Source organism: Luteimonas composti (assembly GCF_042678665.1).
Taxonomy (GTDB): Bacteria; Pseudomonadota; Gammaproteobacteria; order Xanthomonadales; family Xanthomonadaceae; genus Luteimonas; species Luteimonas composti.
Map to the genome: position 1 here is coordinate 311,694 of NZ_JBHTKU010000005.1, position 18,135 is coordinate 329,828.

12 protein-coding genes are annotated in these 18,135 nt (G+C 71.2%); 4 read left to right on the forward strand and 8 right to left on the reverse strand.

From position 1 onward, the window contains the following. Positions 1–206 precede the first annotated feature (206 nt). The gene (locus ACFQ2D_RS16355) at positions 207–2,321 is read left to right on the forward strand and encodes a phosphoglycerol transferase I (RefSeq protein WP_280942733.1); all 2,115 of its coding nucleotides are present in this window, start codon (positions 207–209) and stop codon (positions 2,319–2,321) included. A gap of 62 nt (positions 2,322–2,383) precedes the next feature. On the opposite strand, the gene ACFQ2D_RS16360 is transcribed toward ACFQ2D_RS16355, so the two are convergent. The 3 genes from ACFQ2D_RS16360 to ACFQ2D_RS16370 form a co-directional block, all read right to left on the reverse strand. After that, the gene (locus tag ACFQ2D_RS16360) at positions 2,384–2,695 is read right to left on the reverse strand and encodes an FmdB family zinc ribbon protein (RefSeq protein WP_280942732.1); all 312 of its coding nucleotides are present in this window, start codon (positions 2,693–2,695) and stop codon (positions 2,384–2,386) included. Between the two features lie 77 nt (positions 2,696–2,772). Then, positions 2,773–3,459: a hypothetical protein gene (locus ACFQ2D_RS16365; protein ID WP_280942731.1), complete on the reverse strand. Its 687-nt coding sequence runs from the start codon at positions 3,457–3,459 to the stop codon at positions 2,773–2,775. A 240-nt stretch (positions 3,460–3,699) separates the two neighbouring features. Next, positions 3,700–5,547, reverse strand: coding sequence for an ABC-F family ATP-binding cassette domain-containing protein (locus ACFQ2D_RS16370; RefSeq protein WP_280942730.1), 1,848 nt, complete (start codon positions 5,545–5,547; stop codon positions 3,700–3,702). Between the two features lie 161 nt (positions 5,548–5,708). On the opposite strand from ACFQ2D_RS16370, the gene ACFQ2D_RS16375 reads away from it, so the two are divergent. From ACFQ2D_RS16375 to ACFQ2D_RS16385, 3 genes are all read left to right on the forward strand, one after another. Continuing rightward, positions 5,709–8,099: a TonB-dependent receptor plug domain-containing protein gene (locus ACFQ2D_RS16375; protein ID WP_280942729.1), complete on the forward strand. Its 2,391-nt coding sequence runs from the start codon at positions 5,709–5,711 to the stop codon at positions 8,097–8,099. 341 nt (positions 8,100–8,440) lie between these two features. Continuing rightward, positions 8,441–10,198 carry a YbaL family putative K(+) efflux transporter gene (gene ybaL, locus ACFQ2D_RS16380; protein WP_280942728.1) on the forward strand — a complete coding sequence of 586 codons (1,758 nt, stop codon included), beginning with the start codon at positions 8,441–8,443 and terminating at the stop codon, positions 10,196–10,198. 34 nt (positions 10,199–10,232) lie between these two features. After that, positions 10,233–10,952: an SIR2 family NAD-dependent protein deacylase gene (locus ACFQ2D_RS16385; protein ID WP_280942727.1), complete on the forward strand. Its 720-nt coding sequence runs from the start codon at positions 10,233–10,235 to the stop codon at positions 10,950–10,952. A 12-nt stretch (positions 10,953–10,964) separates the two neighbouring features. On the opposite strand, the gene ACFQ2D_RS16390 is transcribed toward ACFQ2D_RS16385, so the two are convergent. The 5 genes from ACFQ2D_RS16390 to ACFQ2D_RS16410 all read right to left on the reverse strand — a co-directional run bounded on the left by ACFQ2D_RS16390 (position 10,965) and on the right by ACFQ2D_RS16410 (position 17,986). Further along, positions 10,965–12,254 (reverse strand): O-acetylhomoserine aminocarboxypropyltransferase/cysteine synthase family protein, encoded by a 1,290-nt coding sequence (locus ACFQ2D_RS16390; RefSeq protein WP_280942726.1) that lies wholly within the window; start codon positions 12,252–12,254, stop codon positions 10,965–10,967. 348 nt (positions 12,255–12,602) lie between these two features. Next, positions 12,603–15,188: an ATP-dependent chaperone ClpB gene (clpB, locus tag ACFQ2D_RS16395; RefSeq protein WP_280942725.1), complete on the reverse strand. Its 2,586-nt coding sequence runs from the start codon at positions 15,186–15,188 to the stop codon at positions 12,603–12,605. A 100-nt stretch (positions 15,189–15,288) separates the two neighbouring features. After that, on the reverse strand, positions 15,289–15,717 hold the full coding sequence (locus ACFQ2D_RS16400) for a thiol-disulfide oxidoreductase DCC family protein (RefSeq protein WP_280942724.1): 429 nt from the start codon (positions 15,715–15,717) through the stop codon (positions 15,289–15,291). Between the two features lie 14 nt (positions 15,718–15,731). Then, the gene (locus tag ACFQ2D_RS16405) at positions 15,732–16,262 is read right to left on the reverse strand and encodes a DUF4166 domain-containing protein (RefSeq protein ID WP_280942723.1); all 531 of its coding nucleotides are present in this window, start codon (positions 16,260–16,262) and stop codon (positions 15,732–15,734) included. Between the two features lie 107 nt (positions 16,263–16,369). Continuing rightward, on the reverse strand, positions 16,370–17,986 hold the full coding sequence (locus ACFQ2D_RS16410; RefSeq protein ID WP_280942722.1) for a hypothetical protein: 1,617 nt from the start codon (positions 17,984–17,986) through the stop codon (positions 16,370–16,372). Positions 17,987–18,135: the final 149 nt, after the last annotated feature.

Consider the following 18,135-nt stretch of genomic DNA (forward strand, 5'->3'; position numbering starts at 1 on the left):
AACTCCGGAAGGTCGTGCCGGCGGTGCCGGCAAACCGCCAAGTTTAAGGGGCCGGCCGCCGCGACGCGACGGAAAGTGAACCGCTCGGGGGGCGATCGGGTTCCCGGGGCTGCCGTCGACGGGAGATTCAGCAATATGACGGCAAGGTGTCAGCCTGGCCCCGTCATGCGGGAGCCGGCCCCGTCCGCCCGAGGAAGCCCATCCGCATGACGCCGATCCTGCTCCTGTCCCTGCTCCTGCTGGCCTACCTCCTGGTCGCCTCGCCGCGCCTGGCGTGGCTCAAGGCGGGCCTGCTGTCGGCCCTGCTGCTGGCGCTCAGCGTCTGGTGGCTGGTCGACCGGATGAGCGGGAACGGGATCGATGCCGCCACCCTCTACCACCTCCAGGCCGGCCTGCAGGGCGCCGGCGTGGGCGACTTCGGCGCGGACATCGCCCGGTTCCTGGGCCTGGCCCTGCTCTCGCTGCTGCCGCTGGCCCTGGTGCCACTGCTGCGCGGACGCCTGCGGGGCTTCCGCCTGCGCCATTCCACGCCCGCCGTGTCCGCGGGCTTCGCAGCCACGCTGGCCCTGGCCTTTCTCGCCAGCCCGCTGTGGTCCGACCTGCAGCGGCTGCGCGGCCACTTCGCCCCGGCCGACGCGGACGGGGTGGCGGCCCAGTACCAGGTCCCCGGCGGCGAGCTGCCGAGGCGTCCCAATATCGTCTGGATCTACGCCGAGAGCCTGGAACGCACCTATCTCGACGAATCGGTCTTCCCGGGCCTGATGCCGCACCTGGCCAGGCTGGTGAAGGAGGGGCTGGATTTCCGCGACATCGCCTCCCCCGAGGGCGGCGGCTGGACCATCGCCGGCCTGGTCACCTCGCAGTGCGGAATCCCGCTGACCGCCGCGCGCGGCGACGAGAACAGCCTGGGGCGGATGAGCGACTTCCTGCCCGGGGCCCACTGCCTGGGCGATTTCCTCAAGGGCCAGGGCTACCGCAACCTGTTCCTCGGCGGGGCCGACGCGAACTTCGCGGCCAAGGGCCGGTTCCTGGAACAGCACGGCTACGACGAGGTCCGCGACCTGGCACATTACCGCGAGGCCGGGATCGAGCCGCGGCACTTCTCCAACTGGGGCCTGCACGACGACGTACTGCTCGAGGATGCCTTCGACACCTTCCTGGCGCTGTCGGCGGCCGGCGCGCCGTTCATGCTCAACGCGCTGACCATGGACACGCACCATCCGGCCGGGCACCTGCCCGAGGCCTGTCGCGACGTGCGCTACGAGAGCCCGCTGGGCGACATCGGCCTGCTGCATGCGATCAAGTGCAGCGACCTGCTGATCTCGCAGCTGGTCGAGCGCATCCGCGCCTCCGACTACGCCGACGACACCCTGATCGTGCTGGCCTCCGACCACCTGGCCATGCCCAACCACCTGAGCCACGTGCTCAAGGACATGCGCCGCGAGAACCTGCTGCTGTTCCTCGGCCCCGGCATCGAGGGCCAGCAGCTGGCGGTGCCCGGCACGACGCTGGATTCGGGCGCCACCCTGCTCTCGCTGATCGACCCGGACCGGACGGCGCTGGGCTTCGGCCGCTCGCTGCTGGCGCCCGATGCCGCGCCGGGCGCCAGCGTGGCGGCGCTGGGCGCGTCCGGCGCGGAGTACGCCCCATACCTGGCCTACGCGCGCAGCCTGTGGACCGGCGGCGATACCCGCACGCTGCAGGTGGACGATGGCCAGATCCGCATCGGACTGCAGCAGGTGCATCCGCCGGTGATGATCGAATACGAGCCGGACTGGACCCTGGGCTCGATCACGATGGAGGACGCACCGCGCCAGTTCGGCATCGACGACCCGGCCAACGTGCGCGCCTACGTGGACCGCTGCACCGCCTTCGACGACGACGCGCTGAGCGGCGAATGGTGCGCCCTGCTGGTGGACGGCCAGAACAACCGCAGGCTCTTTGCCGACGCCGACCTGCAGCGGGGCGTGCGCGTGGATGCGCCGCTGGAGGCCGCCCCGGGCCCGCGCCCGCGTCCGCGCCGCGCGGTCTGGCTGGGCCATGAAACCGAAGTGGTGGCGGGCCAGTACCAGCTGCGCGTGCGCCCGCGCGAATGGCCAACCCACCCGTTCTGGCTCGAGGCGGTGGCCTCGGACGGGCGCGTGGTGGCGCGCGAGTGGGTGCAGCCGGAGGGACGCCGGCCGACCGGGCCGATCCGCCTGCAGATCGGGGTGGACGAGACCATCACCGACCTGGAGTTCCGCGCCTGGCTGGACTGGGCCGAATACATGGAGCTCGACAGCCTGGCGATGGTGCGCACGGCGCCGCGCTCGCGCGGCTGAGCGCGGGCGGCGGACACGGCAACGTTCGCGGGTCCCGGGCGCGCTGCGCGCCCGGACCGGGTTCAGGCTTCGGCGGCCTTCGGCGCCGGGGCGGGCGTGGACGCGGCCGGCTTGGCGGCGTCGGTGGACGACGGTTCGGACTTGGGCGCCTTGGCCTCGTCGCCGCCGGCCAGGTTGCGCTTCTTGTCGCCGTCCTTCTTGAAGTCGGTCTCGTACCAGCCGCCGCCGGCCAGGCGGAACGACGGCGCGGTCAGCGCGCGCTTGACCGAAGCGGCGTTGCAGGACGGACAGGTCTCCGGATCCGGGTCGGAAAGCTTCTGCAGCCGGTCGAAGCTGTGGCCGCACTGCTCGCAGCGGAACGCGTAGATGGGCATGGCGATATCGGGAAGGGGTGGTTCGTCCAGGCGCGCAGGATGGGGGCGCCCGGCGCGGATTCAAGCCCGGGCCGGGCTCAGGGCGCCTCGCTGCCCCAGGGCGGCGGCGGCAGGTCGACCGGGCGGCCCAAGTCGAACGCCACCTTGAACTCGCGGCCACCCGGGCGGGTGAGTTCGTAGACGAAGCGCTCGCCGGGCTCGACCTCCAACGCCCAGGTATTGGCGACCGAGGCGTCCAGGCCTTCGCGCTGGAACATCGCGACCGACTCCTCGTCCACCGGGAACTCCTGGCGCACGGCCGTGCCGGGGCCGGCGGTGTGGCCGCCGTACATGGTCACCGCGTCCTCGCTGCCGTCCTCGTGGCGGTGGTCGTGCTTCAGGCGCAGGCCGGTCCCGGTGCGGGTGAGCACCCAGGTCCGCGAGCGGTCCTCGCCGACATGGAACGGCACCAGCAGTTGCTTCGCCGGCTCATCGCAGCCGCGCACGTGCATCACCAGGCGCTTGCCCTCGAAATCGTCCGGCTCGCTGCTCCTGGGCTCGTTGGCGACGATGCGGCCCTCGAAGGCCTGGCCGCAGTGGCTGGCGAGGGCCGCGAGGAAGGCATCGGCCGGGGCGGTCGCGGCGGTGTCGCCCGCCGCATCGGCGGCTCCGGCCCGCGGGGCGGCGTCGGCGGCGGGAAGATCGACCTCGACGGTCGGGGTGCAGGCGGCGAGCGCCAGCGCGAGGGTCGAGGCGGTGGCGGCGGCGAGGCGTCTGTGGGACATGGCACCAGGGTCGTCGGAGGCAGCCCGCACCGTAGCCGCGGGGTCATCCGATCGCAAGCCGCCGCCCGGCGATCCGCCAGGGCATGGACCGCGCCCGCCAGCGGTGCGGCCGTGCCCGTCCTGCGGGCGATGCCCGCAAGCTGGCAGCGCGCGAACGTGCCGCACGCACGAGCCGCAGCACAGGCAGGCCGCGTGCCGGCACCTAACGGAAATCGCGCGCAGGCGACCGCGCCGGCGGCCTCAGCCGTACAGGGCCAGCAGTTCGCCCTCGGCCTCGTCGAGCTGCGCGCGCAGCGCCGCCTGCCGCTGGCCCAGGGCCGAGACCCGGGCGCCGTCGGCGTAGACCGCCGGATCGGCCAGTTCGGCGTCGATGCCGGCCAGCGCCTGCTCCAGTTCGGCGACCCGCGCCTCGGCCTTGCCGAGCTTGTGCGGATTGACCTTCTGCGCCGGCTTTGCCGGTTCGGCCGTGGGCTCGGCCGCCTTCGGCATCGCCGGGGCGCGGGCCTGCTCGCTGGCCGGCCGCGAACGCAGCCACGCGGCGTATTCGTCGAGGTCGCCGTCGAAGGGCTTCACCACCGCGTCGGACACGCGCCAGAAGGTGTCGCTGACCAGGCCGATCAGGTGCCGGTCGTGCGAGACCAGCACGATCGCGCCGTCGAAATCGCTCAGCGCCTCGGCCAGCGCCTCGCGCATGTCCAGGTCGAGGTGGTTGGTGGGTTCGTCGAGCAGCAGCACGTTGGGCTGCTTCCACGCGATCAGGGCCAGCGCCAGGCGCGCGCGCTCGCCGCCGGAGAAGCCGTCGATGCTCTCGAACGCGCGGTCGCCGGGGAAATACCACTTGCCGAGGAAGTCTCGGAAGGCCTGGGTCGGCGAATCGGGCGACAGCTCGCGCAGGTGGTCGATCGGCGAGGTGCCTGCCTTCAGCGACTCCACCGTGTGCTGGGCGAAGTAGCCGATGCGCAGGTCCGGGTGGGCGTAGCGCTCGCCCGCCACCAGCGGCAGTTCGCCCACCAGCGACTTGACCAGGGTCGACTTGCCGGCGCCGTTGGGGCCGAGCAGGCCGATGCGGTCGCCGGCCTCCAGGCCGAATCCGACGTTGGCCAGGATCCGCGCGTCGGCGCCATAGCCGCAGACGCCGTCGTTGATGCGCAGCAGCGCATGCGGCAGCTTCAATGGCGCCGGGAACTCGATCCGGAACTCGCGCTCGGCGCGCACCGCCTCGGTGCCGGCCAGCTTGGCCAGGCGCTTCATGCGGCTCTGCGCCTGGCGCGCCTTGCTGGCCTTGGCCTTGAAGCGGTCGATGAACTTCTGCAGGTGGGCGCGCTCGGCCTGCTCCTTCTCGTGCGCGATCTGCTGCTGGCGCAGGTGTTCGGCGCGCTGGCGCTCGAAGGCGGTGTAGTCGCCGACGTACAGCTTCGCCTTGCCGTCGTTGAGGTGCAGGGTGTGGGTGGACACGCCGTCGAGGAACTCGCGGTCGTGCGAGATCAGCAGCAGGGTGCCGGGGTACTTGAGCAGCCACTGCTCCAGCCACAGCACCGCGTCGAGGTCGAGGTGGTTGGTGGGTTCGTCGAGCAGCAGCAGGTCGCTGGGCATCATCAGCGCCCGCGCCAGGTTCAGGCGCACGCGCCAGCCCCCCGAGAACGAACTGACCGGGCGGTGGTGGGTCTCGGCCGGGAAGCCCAGGCCGTGCAGCAGGCGGCCGGCGCGGGCCTCGGCGTCGTAGCCGCCCAGTTCGGCCAGCTTCTGGTGGGCCTCGGCCACCGCTTCCCAGTCCTCGCGGGCGTTGGCCTCGGCCTCGGCCTTGATCACGGCGTGGATCACGTCGTCGCCGCCCAGCACGAAGTCGATGGCGGGGTCGGGCAGCGAAGGGGTTTCCTGGGCCACGCTGGCGATGCGGACCCGGTTGGGCACGTCGAGGTCGCCCAGGTCGGGCTCGAGCTCGCCGCGCACCGCGGCGAACAGGGAGGACTTGCCGGTGCCGTTGCGCCCGACCACGCCCACCCGCCAGCCGGCGTGCAGGGCCAGGTCGACGTTGGACAGCAGCAGGCGCTCGCCCCGGCGGAGGGCGAAATTGCGGAAGGCGATCATGGGGCGCGGATTCTACCGGAGCCGGCAGGGGGGCCCGCCCGCGCGGGCCGCACGGGCGACTTATGCAGAATATGCATAAGAAGATGGCTTATTCCGTTTTGTTTGCTTGTTACGCCGGAGTTAATTTCACGTCCATCCCCCGCTGTCGCAAGGAGTTCCGCATGGCCCGCCATCCCCTCGCCGCCGCCCTGCTGCTGGCGCTTGCCGCCCCCGCGGCGCTCGCCCAGTCCGCGGACGCCCCCAGCCCCGGCACCCTGGACACGATCATCGTGACCGGCACGCGCGTGGCCGACCGCACGGTCGCCGAGTCCCAGTCGCCGATCGACATCATCGGCAGCGAGGCCTTGCAGGCCACCGGCACCACCGAGCTGGCCACCGCCCTGGCCCGCGCCCTGCCCTCCCTGAACTTTCCGCGCCCGGCGCTGACCGACGGCACCTCGGCGATCCGCCCTGCCCAGCTGCGCGGACTCGCGCCCGACCAGGTGCTGGTGCTGGTCAACGGCAAGCGCCGCCACACCTCGTCGCTGCTCAACCTCAATGGCACGATCGGCCGCGGCTCGGCCCCGGTGGACCTCAACACCATCCCGGTCTCGGCCATCGACCGCGTCGAAGTGCTGCGCGACGGCGCCTCGGCCCAGTACGGCTCCGACGCCATCGCCGGCGTGGTCAACGTGGTGCTCAAGGGCGCGCGCGAGGGCGGCAGCCTGCTGGTGCAGCACGGGCAGTACTCGGCCGGCGACGGCGCCCAGTCGCAGATCGCCGGCGACGGCGGCCTGGCGCTGGGCGAGGACCGCGGCTTCCTGCACCTGTCCGCACAGATCGGCCGCCAGCACCGCACCAACCGCGCGCGCCCGTTCGCCGGCACGCCCGGGCCCACCCAGCCTGCGCTGGGCCAGAAGGCCTTCGTGATCGGCGAGCCGGACGTGGACTTCGGTGCGGTCGGGCTCAACCTCGACTACGCGCTGACCGACCATCTGTCGGTCTACGCCTTCGGCACCGCCAGCAACCGCGACATCACGTCGTTCGCGTTCTTCCGCGCGCCGGGCAACCCCACCCAGAACATCCCGTCCATCTATCCCGACGGTTTCCTGCCGGAGATCAACAACATCTCCAGGGACCGTTCGCTGGTCGCGGGCCTGAAGGGCTTCACCGACAGCGGCTGGAACTGGGACCTGAGCTACAACCACGGCTACAACCACCTCGAGTTCTATACGCGCAACACGCTCAACGCCAGCCTGGGCGCGTCCTCGCCGACCGAGTTCTACGACGGCGCGCTCGAGACCACCCAGAACATCGTCAACCTCGACGTCAGCCGCCAGTTCGACTGGGGCCTGGCCTATCCGGCGACGCTGTCGTTCGGCGTCGAGGCGCGCAACGAGAAGTGGAACCAGTCGCCGGGCGAGTACGGCTCCTGGGCCGACGCCGGCCAGGGCCCGGTAGGGGCGCCGGGAGGCGCGCAGGGCTTCGGCGGTTTCGCGCCGGCAGTCTCGGGCGCCTACGACCGCGACAGCCATGCCGCCTACGTCGGCCTGGAGGCGGATTTCACCGAGCAGTTCTCCGGCGGCATCGCCGCGCGCTACGAGGACTACGACGATTTCGGCAGCCAGGCCTCGGGCAAGCTCTCGGCGCGCTACGCCTTCAGCGATGCCGTCGCCCTGCGCGGCACCGTGTCCTCGGGTTTCCGCGCGCCCTCGCTGGCGCAGCAGTATTTCCAGACAGTGAGCACGGTGTTCCTGCCGGGCGTGTCCACCCCCTTCGAGATCCGCACCTTCCCGGCCAGCAGCGCGGTGGCCCAGGCCTTCGGCGCCGAGCCGCTGCAGCCGGAAGAGTCGCTATCCTACAGCCTGGGCCTGGTGCTGCAGCCGACCGAAGGGCTGTACGTGACCGTGGACGCCTACCAGATCGACGTCGACGACCGCATCGCACTCTCGTCCAACCTCACCGGCGACGCGGTGCGCACCCTGCTCGAATCGCGCGGCATCTTCGGCGTGAACGGCGGCCGCTACTTCACCAACGCCATCGACACCCGTACCCGCGGCATCGACGTGGTCGGTACCTGGCGCGTGCCGCTGGCGGCCAGCACGCTGGACCTCACCGGCGGCTACAACCACACGAAGACCGAGATCACCCGGATCGCCGCCAACCCGCCGGAACTCGAGCAGAACGGACTGAACCTGGAACGCATCGACCGGGTCGAGGCCGGCCGCATCGAGCAGGGCTTCCCGCGCAACAAGCTGCTGCTGGGCGGCGTGTGGACCGGCCAGCAGTGGTCGTTCTCGGTCAACGCGACCCGCTACGGCAGCGTGCGCACCACGCCCAACAACGCCGCGCTCGACCAGGAGTACGGCGCCAAGTGGCTGCTCGATGTTTCGACCAGCTTCCGGCCCGACGACCGCTGGACCCTGACCCTGGGCGCCGACAACGTGCTCAACGAGTACCCGGACGAGAACAGCTTCGGCAACTCGACCAACGGGCAGTTCCCGTACAGCAACCTGTCGCCGTTCGGGTTCGGTGGTGCGTTCGTGTACGGCAAGGTCGGCTACCGCTGGTAGGCGGCGCCCCGGCTCCCGCGCGTCCCGCAACGCCCCGGTCCCGCCGGGGCGTTGCGCTTTTGGCGTCGCGCCTGCTCCTCGCCTTTGATGTTCGAGCCGTGAGGCTCGCTTGACGGCTCGGTCAGCAACGGCACCGGCCAGCGCGGGAGGCGGAAGCGAGAGCCGCATCCGGCGATGTCCGCAGCGCGGGCGCACGAAACCTGCGCCAGGATTGCTCGAACGTGCCAGCAGGCAATGCAGCGCCTAGTCGGAAAAAAACCCGGAATCCCGCCCGGAATTGATCGATCCGCCCGCATCCGCCAAACTGCAACCCCAGAAGCCACGCTAGACCACGGGCCTCGATGCATCATGACACCGACCTGATCAACATCGTCGCCGTTGGCCTTGCCGTCGCGTTCGTGCTCGGTGCCCTGGCCAACCGGCTGCGCATGTCCCCGCTGGTCGGTTACCTCGCCGCGGGCATCATCGTCGGACCCTTCACCCCCGGATTCGTCGCCGACCAGGAGCTGGCCAACCAGCTCGCCGAGATCGGCGTGATGCTGCTCATGTTCGGGGTCGGCCTGCACTTCTCGCTCAAGGACCTCATGGAGGTCAAGGCGATCGCGATCCCGGGCGCGGTGGCGCAGATCACCGTGGCCACGGTGCTGGGCTGGGGCCTGTCCGCGATCCTGGGCTGGCCCACCCTGCATGGCGTGATCTTCGGCTTCGCGCTGGCGACCGCCAGCACCGTGGTGCTGCTGCGGGCGATGGAGGAGCGACGCCTGCTGGAGACCACGCGCGGCAGGATCGCGGTCGGCTGGCTCATCGTCGAGGATCTCGCCTGCGTGCTCGCGCTGGTGATGATGCCGGTGCTGGCCGACATCTTCGTCGGCACCGAGGGTGCGCCGCCGCCCACGCTGGGTGGCGTGCTCAACACCGTGATGTGGACCATGCTGAAGGTCGCGGCCTTCGTGGCGGTGATGCTCGTGGTCGGGCGACGGGTGATCCCGCTGGTGCTCGAGCGCATCGCCGGCACCGGTTCGCGCGAGCTGTTCACCCTGTCGGTGCTGGCGATCGCGCTCGGCATCGCCTTCGGCTCCGCCCTGCTGTTCGGCGTGTCCTTCGCGCTGGGCGCGTTCTTCGCCGGCATGCTGCTCAACGAGTCCGAGCTCAGCCACAAGGCGGCCAACGATTCGCTGCCGCTGCGCGATGCGTTCGCAGTGCTGTTCTTCGTCTCGGTCGGCATGCTGTTCGACCCGATGATCCTGGTCAACCGCCCGCTCGAGGTGCTGGCCACCGCGTTCATCATCATGTTCGGCAAGTCGGCTGCGGCGTTTTTCATCGTGCGCGCGTTCGGCCATCCGGTCTCGACCGCGCTGACCATCTCCGCCAGCCTGGCCCAGATCGGCGAGTTCGCCTTCATCATCGCGGGCCTGGGCGTGGCGTTGCGCATGCTGTCGGTGGACGAACAGTCGCTGGTACTGGCCGGCGCGCTGATCTCGATCATGCTCAACCCGATGATCTTCCGCCTGCTCGACCGGCGCCTGGCCAGGCGCGCCGCGACCGAAGCCGCCGCGGCCGAAGACGCGGCCAGGAGCGAGGAGGAGCAAGATCCGCTCGCGCATCCGGCGCTGGACGTGGACGACCACACCATCGTGGTCGGGTACGGCCGCGTCGGCCGGCAGCTGGCGCTGCTGCTGCGCGACCGCGGCGTGCCGGTGGTGGTGGTCGAGGAGGACGGCGACCTGGCGCACCGCGCGCGCGAGGACGGCCTGCTGGCGGTACGCGGCAACGTGGCCTCGGTGCCGGTCATGCAGGAGGCCCTGCCGGGTCGGGCCAAGCTGGCGGTGTTCGCGATCCCGCGCGCGCTCGAGGCCGGCGAGACCATCGAGCGCATGAAGACGCTCAACCCGGCGCTGACCGTGCTGGCCCGCGCCCACAGCGAAGCCGAAGTGCGCCACCTGCTGCAGCACGGCGCCGACGGCGCGGTGCTGGCCGAACGCGAGCTGGCGTTCTCGCTGGCGGAGATGGTGATGTCGACGCCGCCCTACCGGCCTGCGCGCAAGCCCGCGAGCGACGACACCGCGCCGCCCAGCGATCCCGCGCCGGCCGCGGCCTGAGCGTGCGCGGCGACCGTCGCCGGGGCCACGGCCGATGCGAATCGCCTTCCTGACCGGTGCCGGCATGTCCGCCGAAAGCGGCGTGCCGACCTTCCGCGACGCGCTGACCGGCCTGTGGGCCCGCTACGATCCCGAACAGTTGGCGACCGAGGCCGCGTTCCGCCGGGACCCGGCACTGTGCTGGGGCTGGTACCGCTGGCGCGCGGCCCTGGTGCGGCGCGCCCTGCCGCATGCGGGACACCTGGGCATCGCCGCGCTGGCGAACTCCGGACACGCGGTGTCGGTGGTCACCCAGAACGTCGACGACCTGCACGAGCGCGCCGGTTCGACCGGCGTGATCCACCTGCACGGCAGCCTGTTCGCCTCGCGCTGCCTGGACTGCGGGCACCGCGTCTCGCCCGATCCCATCCTCGCGGACCTACCGCCCGGCGACGCAGGCGCGCGCGAAACGCCACCGCCCTGCCCCGCCTGCGGCGGCCCCTTCCGCCCGGGCGTGGTCTGGTTCGGCGAGGCGCTGCCCGAGGCCGCCTGGACGGCCGCCGGCGACGTGCTCGACCGCTGCGGGTTGCTGGTGGTGGTCGGCACCTCCGGCCTGGTGCATCCGGCGGCCTCGCTGCCGATGCGCGCACGTCGGCGAGGCGTGCGCGTGGTCGAGATCAACCCGGTCGAAAGCGCGGTCTCGACCTTCGCCGACGAACACCTGCGCATGCCGGCCAGCGCCGGCATCCAGTCCCTGCTCGACCGGCTGCGCTGAGCGGCGCTGCGCTCAGGCCTGCGCCAGCGCCTGGTCGAGGTCGGCGACCAGGTCGTCGACGTGCTCGATGCCCACGCACAGTCGCACCGTCTCCTCGCTGACGCCCGCCAGCGCCAGTTCCTCCGGCGAGAGCTGACGATGCGTGGTCGAGGCCGGATGGGTGGCGAGGGAACGCGTGTCGCCGATGTTCACCAGCCGGGTGAACAGCTGCAGCGCGTCGAGGAAGCGCGCACCGGCCTCGCGGCCGCCGCGCAGGCCAAAGGTGAACAGGCCCGAGGCGCCACCGTCGCGCAGGTATTTCCGGGCCAGCGCGTGGTCGGGATGGTCGGCCAGCCCCGCGTAGTTGACCCACTCCACCTTGGGATGCCCCTGCAGGTGCCGCGCGACCGCCAGCGTGTTGGCGTTGATGCGGTCCATGCGCAGCGGCAGCGTCTCGATGCCCTGCAGGATCAGGAAGGCGTTGAACGGCGACAGCGCCGCGCCGGTATTGCGCAGCGGCACCACGCGCGCGCGACCGATATAGGCCGCCGGCCCCAGCGCCTCGGTATAGACCACGCCGTGGTAGCTCACGTCCGGTTCGTTGAGGCGGCGGAAGCGCGCCTTGTGCTCGGCCCAGGGGAAGCGGCCCGAATCGACGATCGCGCCGCCAATGCTGTTGCCGTGCCCGCCCAGGTACTTGGTCAGCGAATGCACCACGATGTCGGCGCCGAAGTCGATCGGCCGCAGCAGGTACGGCGTGGGCACGGTGTTGTCGACGATCAGCGGCACGCCATGGGCATGGGCCACCTTCGCCACCGCCTCGATGTCGGTGATGTTGCCCAGCGGGTTGCCGATCGATTCGACGAAGACCGCCCTGGTGCGGTCGTCGATCAGCCGGGCGAACGATTGCGGGTCGCGATGGTCGGCGAAGCGCGTCTCGATCCCGAACTGCGGCAGCGTGTGCGCGAACAGGTTGTAGGTGCCGCCATAGAGCGCGGTGGACGAGACGATATTGTCGCCGGCCTCGGAAATGGTCTGGATCGCGTAGGTGATCGCCGCCTGGCCCGAGGCCAGCGCCAGCGCGCCGATGCCGCCCTCCAGCGCCGCGACGCGCTGCTCGAGCACGTCGGTGGTCGGATTCATGATCCGGGTGTAGATGTTGCCCGGCACCTTGAGGTCGAACAGGTCGGCGCCGTGCTGCGCGCTGTCGAAGGCGTAGGCGACGGTCTGGTAGATCGGCACCGCGACCGAACGCGTGGTCGGGTCGGGCGAATAGCCGCCGTGCACGGCGATGGTTTCGGGCTTCCAGCTGTTTTCGGCCATGGCGACGTGGTGTCTGGAGACGGGCTTCCGACCATACGTCAAAGCTGGCGCGCGTGGACGTCAGGTTGCACGGGCAACCTTATGTCGCCGGCGGCCTCGTTCCGCTGCCGGGATCCGTGGGCCTGCCGCTCGGCCTGCCCCCACCCCGGCCCTCCCCCGCAAGCGGGGGAGGGAGATGGCGGGCAAGGCGGGAAGAGTCTTCGACACGCTTGCATCTGCGAGATCCCGCGCTGCCTGCAGCCGCGCGATCAGCACCCTCCCACCGCTGCCTGCGCGATCAGCCCCCTCCCCCGCTTGCGGGGGAGGGTTGGGGTGGGGGCCCGTCCGAAGGCGCGCCAGCCACCCACATCAGCCCTTGCCGAAGACCAGCTTCCCGCCTTCCGCATCCACCCGCACCGTATCGCCGTTGCCGAACGCGCCCGACAGGATCTGCTGCGCCAGCGGGTTCTCCAGCTGCTGCTGGATCGCGCGCTTGAGCGGACGCGCGCCGTACACCGGGTCGAAGCCGACGTTGCCGAGCAGCTCGAAGGCGTTGTCCGACACCTCGATGCGGATGCCGCGCTCGGCCAGCCGCTTCTCCAGTCCGCGCAGCTGGATCCGCGCGATCGCCTTGATCTGCGCCTTGTCCAGCGGGTGGAACACGACGATGTCGTCGAGCCGGTTGATGAACTCGGGACGGAAGTGCGCCTGCACCACGCCCATCACCGAGGCCTTCATCTGCAGGTAGGCCTCGGGCGAATCGTCGCCGGCCATCTCCTGGATCTGGTGCGAGCCGAGGTTGGAGGTCATCACGATCACGGTGTTGCGGAAGTCCACCGTGCGGCCCTGGCCATCGGTCAGGCGGCCGTCGTCGAGCACCTGCAGCAGGATGTTGAACACGTCCGGATGCGCCTTCTCGACCTCGTCGAGCAGGATCACGCTGTAGGGACGGCGCCGCACGGCCTCGGTGAGGTAGCCGCCCTCTTCGTAACCGACGTAGCCCGGGGGCGCGCCGACCAGGCGCGAGACGGCGTGCTTCTCCATGAACTCGCTCATGTCGATGCGCACCATCGCGTCGGCCGAGTCGAACAGGAACTCGGCCAGCGCCTTGCACAGCTCGGTCTTGCCCACGCCGGTGGGCCCCAGGAACAGGAACGAGCCGCTCGGGCGGTTGGGATCGGCCAGCCCGGCGCGCGAGCGGCGCACCGCGTCGGAGACGACCTTGATCGCCTCCTCCTGGCCGACCACGCGTCCGTGCAGCGCGTCCTCCATCTTGAGCAGCTTCTCGCGTTCGCCCTCGAGCATCTTGCTGACCGGGATGCCGGTCCAGCGCGCGACCACCTGCGCGATCTCCTCGGCCGTCACCCGGTCCTGCAGCAGCTGGAAGCCGCTGGTCTCGGCCTCCTGCGCCGCCCTGAGCTGCTTCTCCAGCTCCGGCAGCGTGCCGTACTGGATCTCGCTCATCTTCGCGTAGTCCTGCTGGCGCTGGGCGGCCTCGAGCTGGAGGCGCGCCTGCTCGATCTGCTCCTTGATCTTCGTCGCACCCTGCACCGTGGCCTTCTCGGCCTTCCAGATCTCCTCGAGGTCGTTGTACTCGCGCTCCAGCTCGGCGATCTCGGATTCGAGATCGGCCAGGCGCTGCTTCGACTCGGCGTCCTTCTCCTTCTTCAGCGCCTCGCGCTGGATCTTGAGCTGGATCAGGCGGCGCTCGCGGCGGTCGAGCTCCTCGGGCTTGGAGTCGATCTCCATGCGGATGCGGCTGGCGGCCTCGTCCATCAGGTCGATGGCCTTGTCCGGCAGCTGGCGGTCGGCGATGTAGCGGTTGGACAGCGTGGCCGCGGCGACGATCGCCGGATCGGTGATCTCCACGCCGTGGTGGACCGCATAGCGCTCCTTGAGCCCGCGCAGGATCGCGATGGTGTCCTCGACCGTAGGTTCGCCCACGAACACCTTCTGGAAGCGGCGCTCCAGCGCGGCGTCCTTCTCCACGTACTTGCGGTACTCGTCGAGCGTGGTCGCGCCGATGCAGTGCAGTTCGCCGCGCGCGAGCGCCGGCTTGAGCATGTTGCCCGCGTCCATGGCGCCGTCGGCCTTGCCGGCGCCGACCATGGTGTGCAGTTCGTCGATGAACAGGATGATCTGGCCCTCGTTCTTGGCCAGGTCGTTGAGCACGCCCTTGAGGCGCTCCTCGAACTCGCCGCGGAACTTGGCGCCGGCGATCAGCGCGCCCATGTCGAGCGACAGCACGCGCTTGCCGCGCAGGCCCTCGGGCACTTCGTTGTTGACGATGCGCTGGGCCAGGCCTTCCACGATCGCGGTCTTGCCCACGCCCGGCTCGCCGATCAGGACCGGATTGTTCTTGGTGCGCCGCTGCAGCACCTGGATGGTGCGACGGATCTCCTCGTCGCGGCCGACCACCGGGTCGAGCTTGCCGCTTTCGGCGCGCGCGGTCAGGTCGATGGTGTACTTCTCCAGCGCCTGGCGCGATTCCTCGGCGTTCTCGTCCTGCACGCGCTCGCCGCCGCGGACCCTGTCGATCGCCGCGTCCAGCGCCTGCTTCGTGGCGCCGGCCGCCTTGAGCGCGCGCCCGGCCTCGCCGCTGTCCTCCAGCGCGGCGAGCAGGAACAGCTCGCTGGCGATGAAGGCATCGCCGCGCTGCTGGGCCAGCTTGTCGGTGACGTTGAGCAGGCGCGCAAGATCGTTGCCGACCGAGAGCTGCCCGGCCTGGCCGGTCACCTTGGGCAGCCGCTCGAGCGCTTCGCCCAGGCGTTCGCGCAGCACCGGCACGTTGACGCCGGCCTGCGACAGCAACGGTCGCGTGCCGCCGCCCTGCTGGTCGATCAGGGCCACCAGCAGGTGCACCGGTTCGATGAAGTTGTGGTCGCGGCCCACGGCCAGCGACTGCGCGTCCTGCAGGGCCTGCTGGAAGCGCGAGGTGAGCTTGTCCATCCGCATCGGGAGTTCCTCGAGGGGAGCGGCCGGCCACGCCGGCGATGTTCCCCAGATGCGGGCCGGTTCCCCAGGTTACAAGCCGGGAATCAACAGGGGCGGCGCCTCAGCGCTCGAGGAAACGGTGCGCCAGCGCCGGATCCGGCAGCCGGCAGGCCTGGCGGCGGCCGGACAGCCGGTAACGATGGCGTGCGACCAGCCGGTACAGGCGGTCGCGCGGGCCGCGCGGCAGCCAGCGGGCGAGGCCGGCGACGCGCCATGCCCCGCCCAACCCCGCCAGCACGCGCAGGATGGCGCCGGTATCGACATGCGCGCCCTGCCGGTCCAGCAGCAGGAAAGAGGCGGGATCGTCGGGATCCAGTCCGTGCTCCGCGAGCAGGCGACGGCCGGCGGGCGACTGCATCGCGGCGAAGCGGTAACGCTGCCGGCGGTCGCGCGCCAGCAGGAAATCCACCCAGCCGTTGCAGAGCGCGCAGACGCCGTCGAACACGATGATCGCGCCCGCCGCGGCGGGCGTCGTATCCGCATCCCGCATCCGGCGTCCCGGGTTCACTCCGGCACCAGCCAGCCGGCGTAGCGCACGATCCGGCCCGCCACCGGCAGCGCCGCGTCGACCTCGAAATGATAGCGCTCGTCCTGCTCGTACTCGCGGCAGCGCACGCCGTCGAACATCGACGCCGGCAGGGGCAGCAGCCCGAACAGCCGCGCGCCGGCCACGGTCCACCAGATCGCGCCGTCGTTGGCGTGCAGGGCGAAGCGGAACGACACCGGACCCAGGCGCTCGCGCAGCAGTCCGTCGCGCAGTCCCAGGACCGAGGTCATGCGCGCCGCCCCGAACTCGCGACGCCAGGTTTCGCGCGCCGGGCCGCAGTCGAACTCCACCACGGTCGCCACGTCCTGGCCGGCCGGCGGCAGTCCGGCGATCCGCGCACACAGCCGCGCGAGCGGATTGCGGCCGCGTTCGACGCTGGCCCGGCCCACCCAGCGCGTGCGTCCGCGGTTGGAGTGCAGCAGGCGCAGGCTGTCGGGAAGGCGGAAGAACGCGGCGCCTAGCGCCTGCTGGAACACGGTGGGCTGCATGCACGGAATCGCGACCGGGGGCGGCAAGCATAGCCGCGCGCCGGCGCACGGTGTCCGCTTCCGGCGCGGCCTACGCGACCGCCGGCGCTATCGGGCGCGATCGGGAATCAGATACGGTCGGGCGACGGGGATGGCTGCGCCTGGCCGCGCTGCAGCGACAGCGCGCCGACCAGCAGGGCCAGCGCGCCGTAGGCGCCGGCGAACTGCCAGGCGATCACCGCGCGCAGCCCTTCCAGCGTCCACGGCAGGTAGATCCCGCCGCGCGGATCGACCGAGTGGATGACGCCGAACAGCGTGAGCACCGCGCACAGCAGCAGCACCCCGGCCGCCGCGCGCATGCGGCCCTCGATCATCGCCACCAGCAGGGTCGCCCACAGCATCGCGGTGATGATGAAGCCGTTGCCGAGGGTGACCAGGGCGGCGAGTTCCGGCAGGCCGTGCGCGCCGGTGTCGGCATAAAGCGCGGCGAAGCGCTCGGGCGCGATCCAGGCCGGGTTGCCGAGCTTGATCGACAGCAGGTAGGCCAGCGACGGCAGGAAGGCCAGCGCCACCGCCGGCGCATGCCGCGCGGGCGTGGCGTGGAAGGCCTGCACGGTGATGCCGATGCCGACGTAGACGATGATCGGCGCCAGCACCGCCAGCGGCAGCCACTGCACCAGTCCGGCGACGATGCCGAGCATGCCGCCGATCCCCACGAACAGTCCGGTCAGCAGGGTGTAGCCGCTGCGCGCGCCCATCTGCTTGTAGGCCGGCTGGCCGATGTAGGGGGTGGTCTGCGCGACGCCGCCGCAGACGCCGGCGACCAGGGTGGACAGCGCCTCGACCAGCAGCACGTCGCGGGTGCGGTAATCATCGCCCGCCGCGCGCGCGCTTTCGCTGACGTTGATCCCGCCCACCACCATCAGCAGGCCGAACGGCAGCAACAGCGGCAGGTAGGGCACGGTGGACGGCAGGCCTTCGAGGAAGCCGATCCCCAGCAGCGGCAGCTGCGGCGACAGGCGCACCGGTTCGGGCACGGCGAACCCGGGGACGCCCAGCCCGGCGAGGCCCAGCCCGTAGTACAGCGCAGTGCCGACCAGGAACGCCAGCAGCACGCCCGGGATCCGCAGCGGCAGCGCGCCGCGCGCCACCAGGACGTAGAGCAGCAGGCCGAAGGTGACCAGGCCGACCACCGGATTGCGCAGCAGTTCGACCAGCGGCAGGAAGCCCAGCAGCGCCAGCGCCGCACCGCCGATCGACCCCAGCAGCGCGGCGCGCGGCAGCGCCCGCGTGATCCAGTCGCCGGCGAACGACAGCACCGTCTTGAGCAGGCCCATCACCACCAGCGCGGCCATGCCCAGCTGCCAGGTGGCGATCGCCGCGGCCTGGTCGTCGAGCCCGTCGGCCCTGAACGCGGCGAAGGCCGGCCCGAGCACCAGCAGCGCCATGCCGATGCTGGTCGGCGCGTCCAGGCCCAGCGGCATCGCGGTGACGTCGTCGCGGCCCGTGCGTCGCGCCAGTCGCCGCGCCATCCAGGTGTAGGCCAGGTTGCCGAGCAGCACGCCCAGCGCGGTGCCCGGGAACATGCGCGTGAACACCACCTCCGCCGGGACGCCATAGATGCCCACCAGGGCCATGGCGATGAAGCCGAGGATCGAGAGGTTGTCGACCAGCAGGCCGAAGAAGCCGTTGAAGTCCCCGGCGACGAACCAGCGCGGCGCGTGGCGGGCGGGAGGTGGGGTCATGCGGGGAGGGTCCTCGGGGGCTCCGGATCAGGGGTGGCGCCATGGCGCGGGGTGAGGCGATGGACCAGGGCGTCTGGTCGCGTGCTGCGGGAAAGCGGGGAGCAGGAGCAGCGGCAAGAGCGCCCCCACCCCAACCCTCCCCCGCTGCG

Coding starts and splice junctions, on each gene's coding strand:
- ACFQ2D_RS16355 (WP_280942733.1), top strand. CDS start 207: ATGACGCCGATCCTGCTCCTGTCCCTGCTCCTGCTGGCCTACCTCCTG.
- ACFQ2D_RS16360 (WP_280942732.1), bottom strand. CDS start 2,695: ATGCCCATCTACGCGTTCCGCTGCGAGCAGTGCGGCCACAGCTTCGAC.
- ACFQ2D_RS16365 (WP_280942731.1), bottom strand. CDS start 3,459: ATGTCCCACAGACGCCTCGCCGCCGCCACCGCCTCGACCCTCGCGCTG.
- ACFQ2D_RS16370 (WP_280942730.1), bottom strand. CDS start 5,547: ATGATCGCCTTCCGCAATTTCGCCCTCCGCCGGGGCGAGCGCCTGCTG.
- ACFQ2D_RS16375 (WP_280942729.1), top strand. CDS start 5,709: ATGGCCCGCCATCCCCTCGCCGCCGCCCTGCTGCTGGCGCTTGCCGCC.
- ybaL (WP_280942728.1), top strand. CDS start 8,441: ATGCATCATGACACCGACCTGATCAACATCGTCGCCGTTGGCCTTGCC.
- ACFQ2D_RS16385 (WP_280942727.1), top strand. CDS start 10,233: ATGCGAATCGCCTTCCTGACCGGTGCCGGCATGTCCGCCGAAAGCGGC.
- ACFQ2D_RS16390 (WP_280942726.1), bottom strand. CDS start 12,254: ATGGCCGAAAACAGCTGGAAGCCCGAAACCATCGCCGTGCACGGCGGC.
- clpB (WP_280942725.1), bottom strand. CDS start 15,188: ATGCGGATGGACAAGCTCACCTCGCGCTTCCAGCAGGCCCTGCAGGAC.
- ACFQ2D_RS16400 (WP_280942724.1), bottom strand. CDS start 15,717: ATGCGGGATGCGGATACGACGCCCGCCGCGGCGGGCGCGATCATCGTG.
- ACFQ2D_RS16405 (WP_280942723.1), bottom strand. CDS start 16,262: ATGCAGCCCACCGTGTTCCAGCAGGCGCTAGGCGCCGCGTTCTTCCGC.
- ACFQ2D_RS16410 (WP_280942722.1), bottom strand. CDS start 17,986: ATGACCCCACCTCCCGCCCGCCACGCGCCGCGCTGGTTCGTCGCCGGG.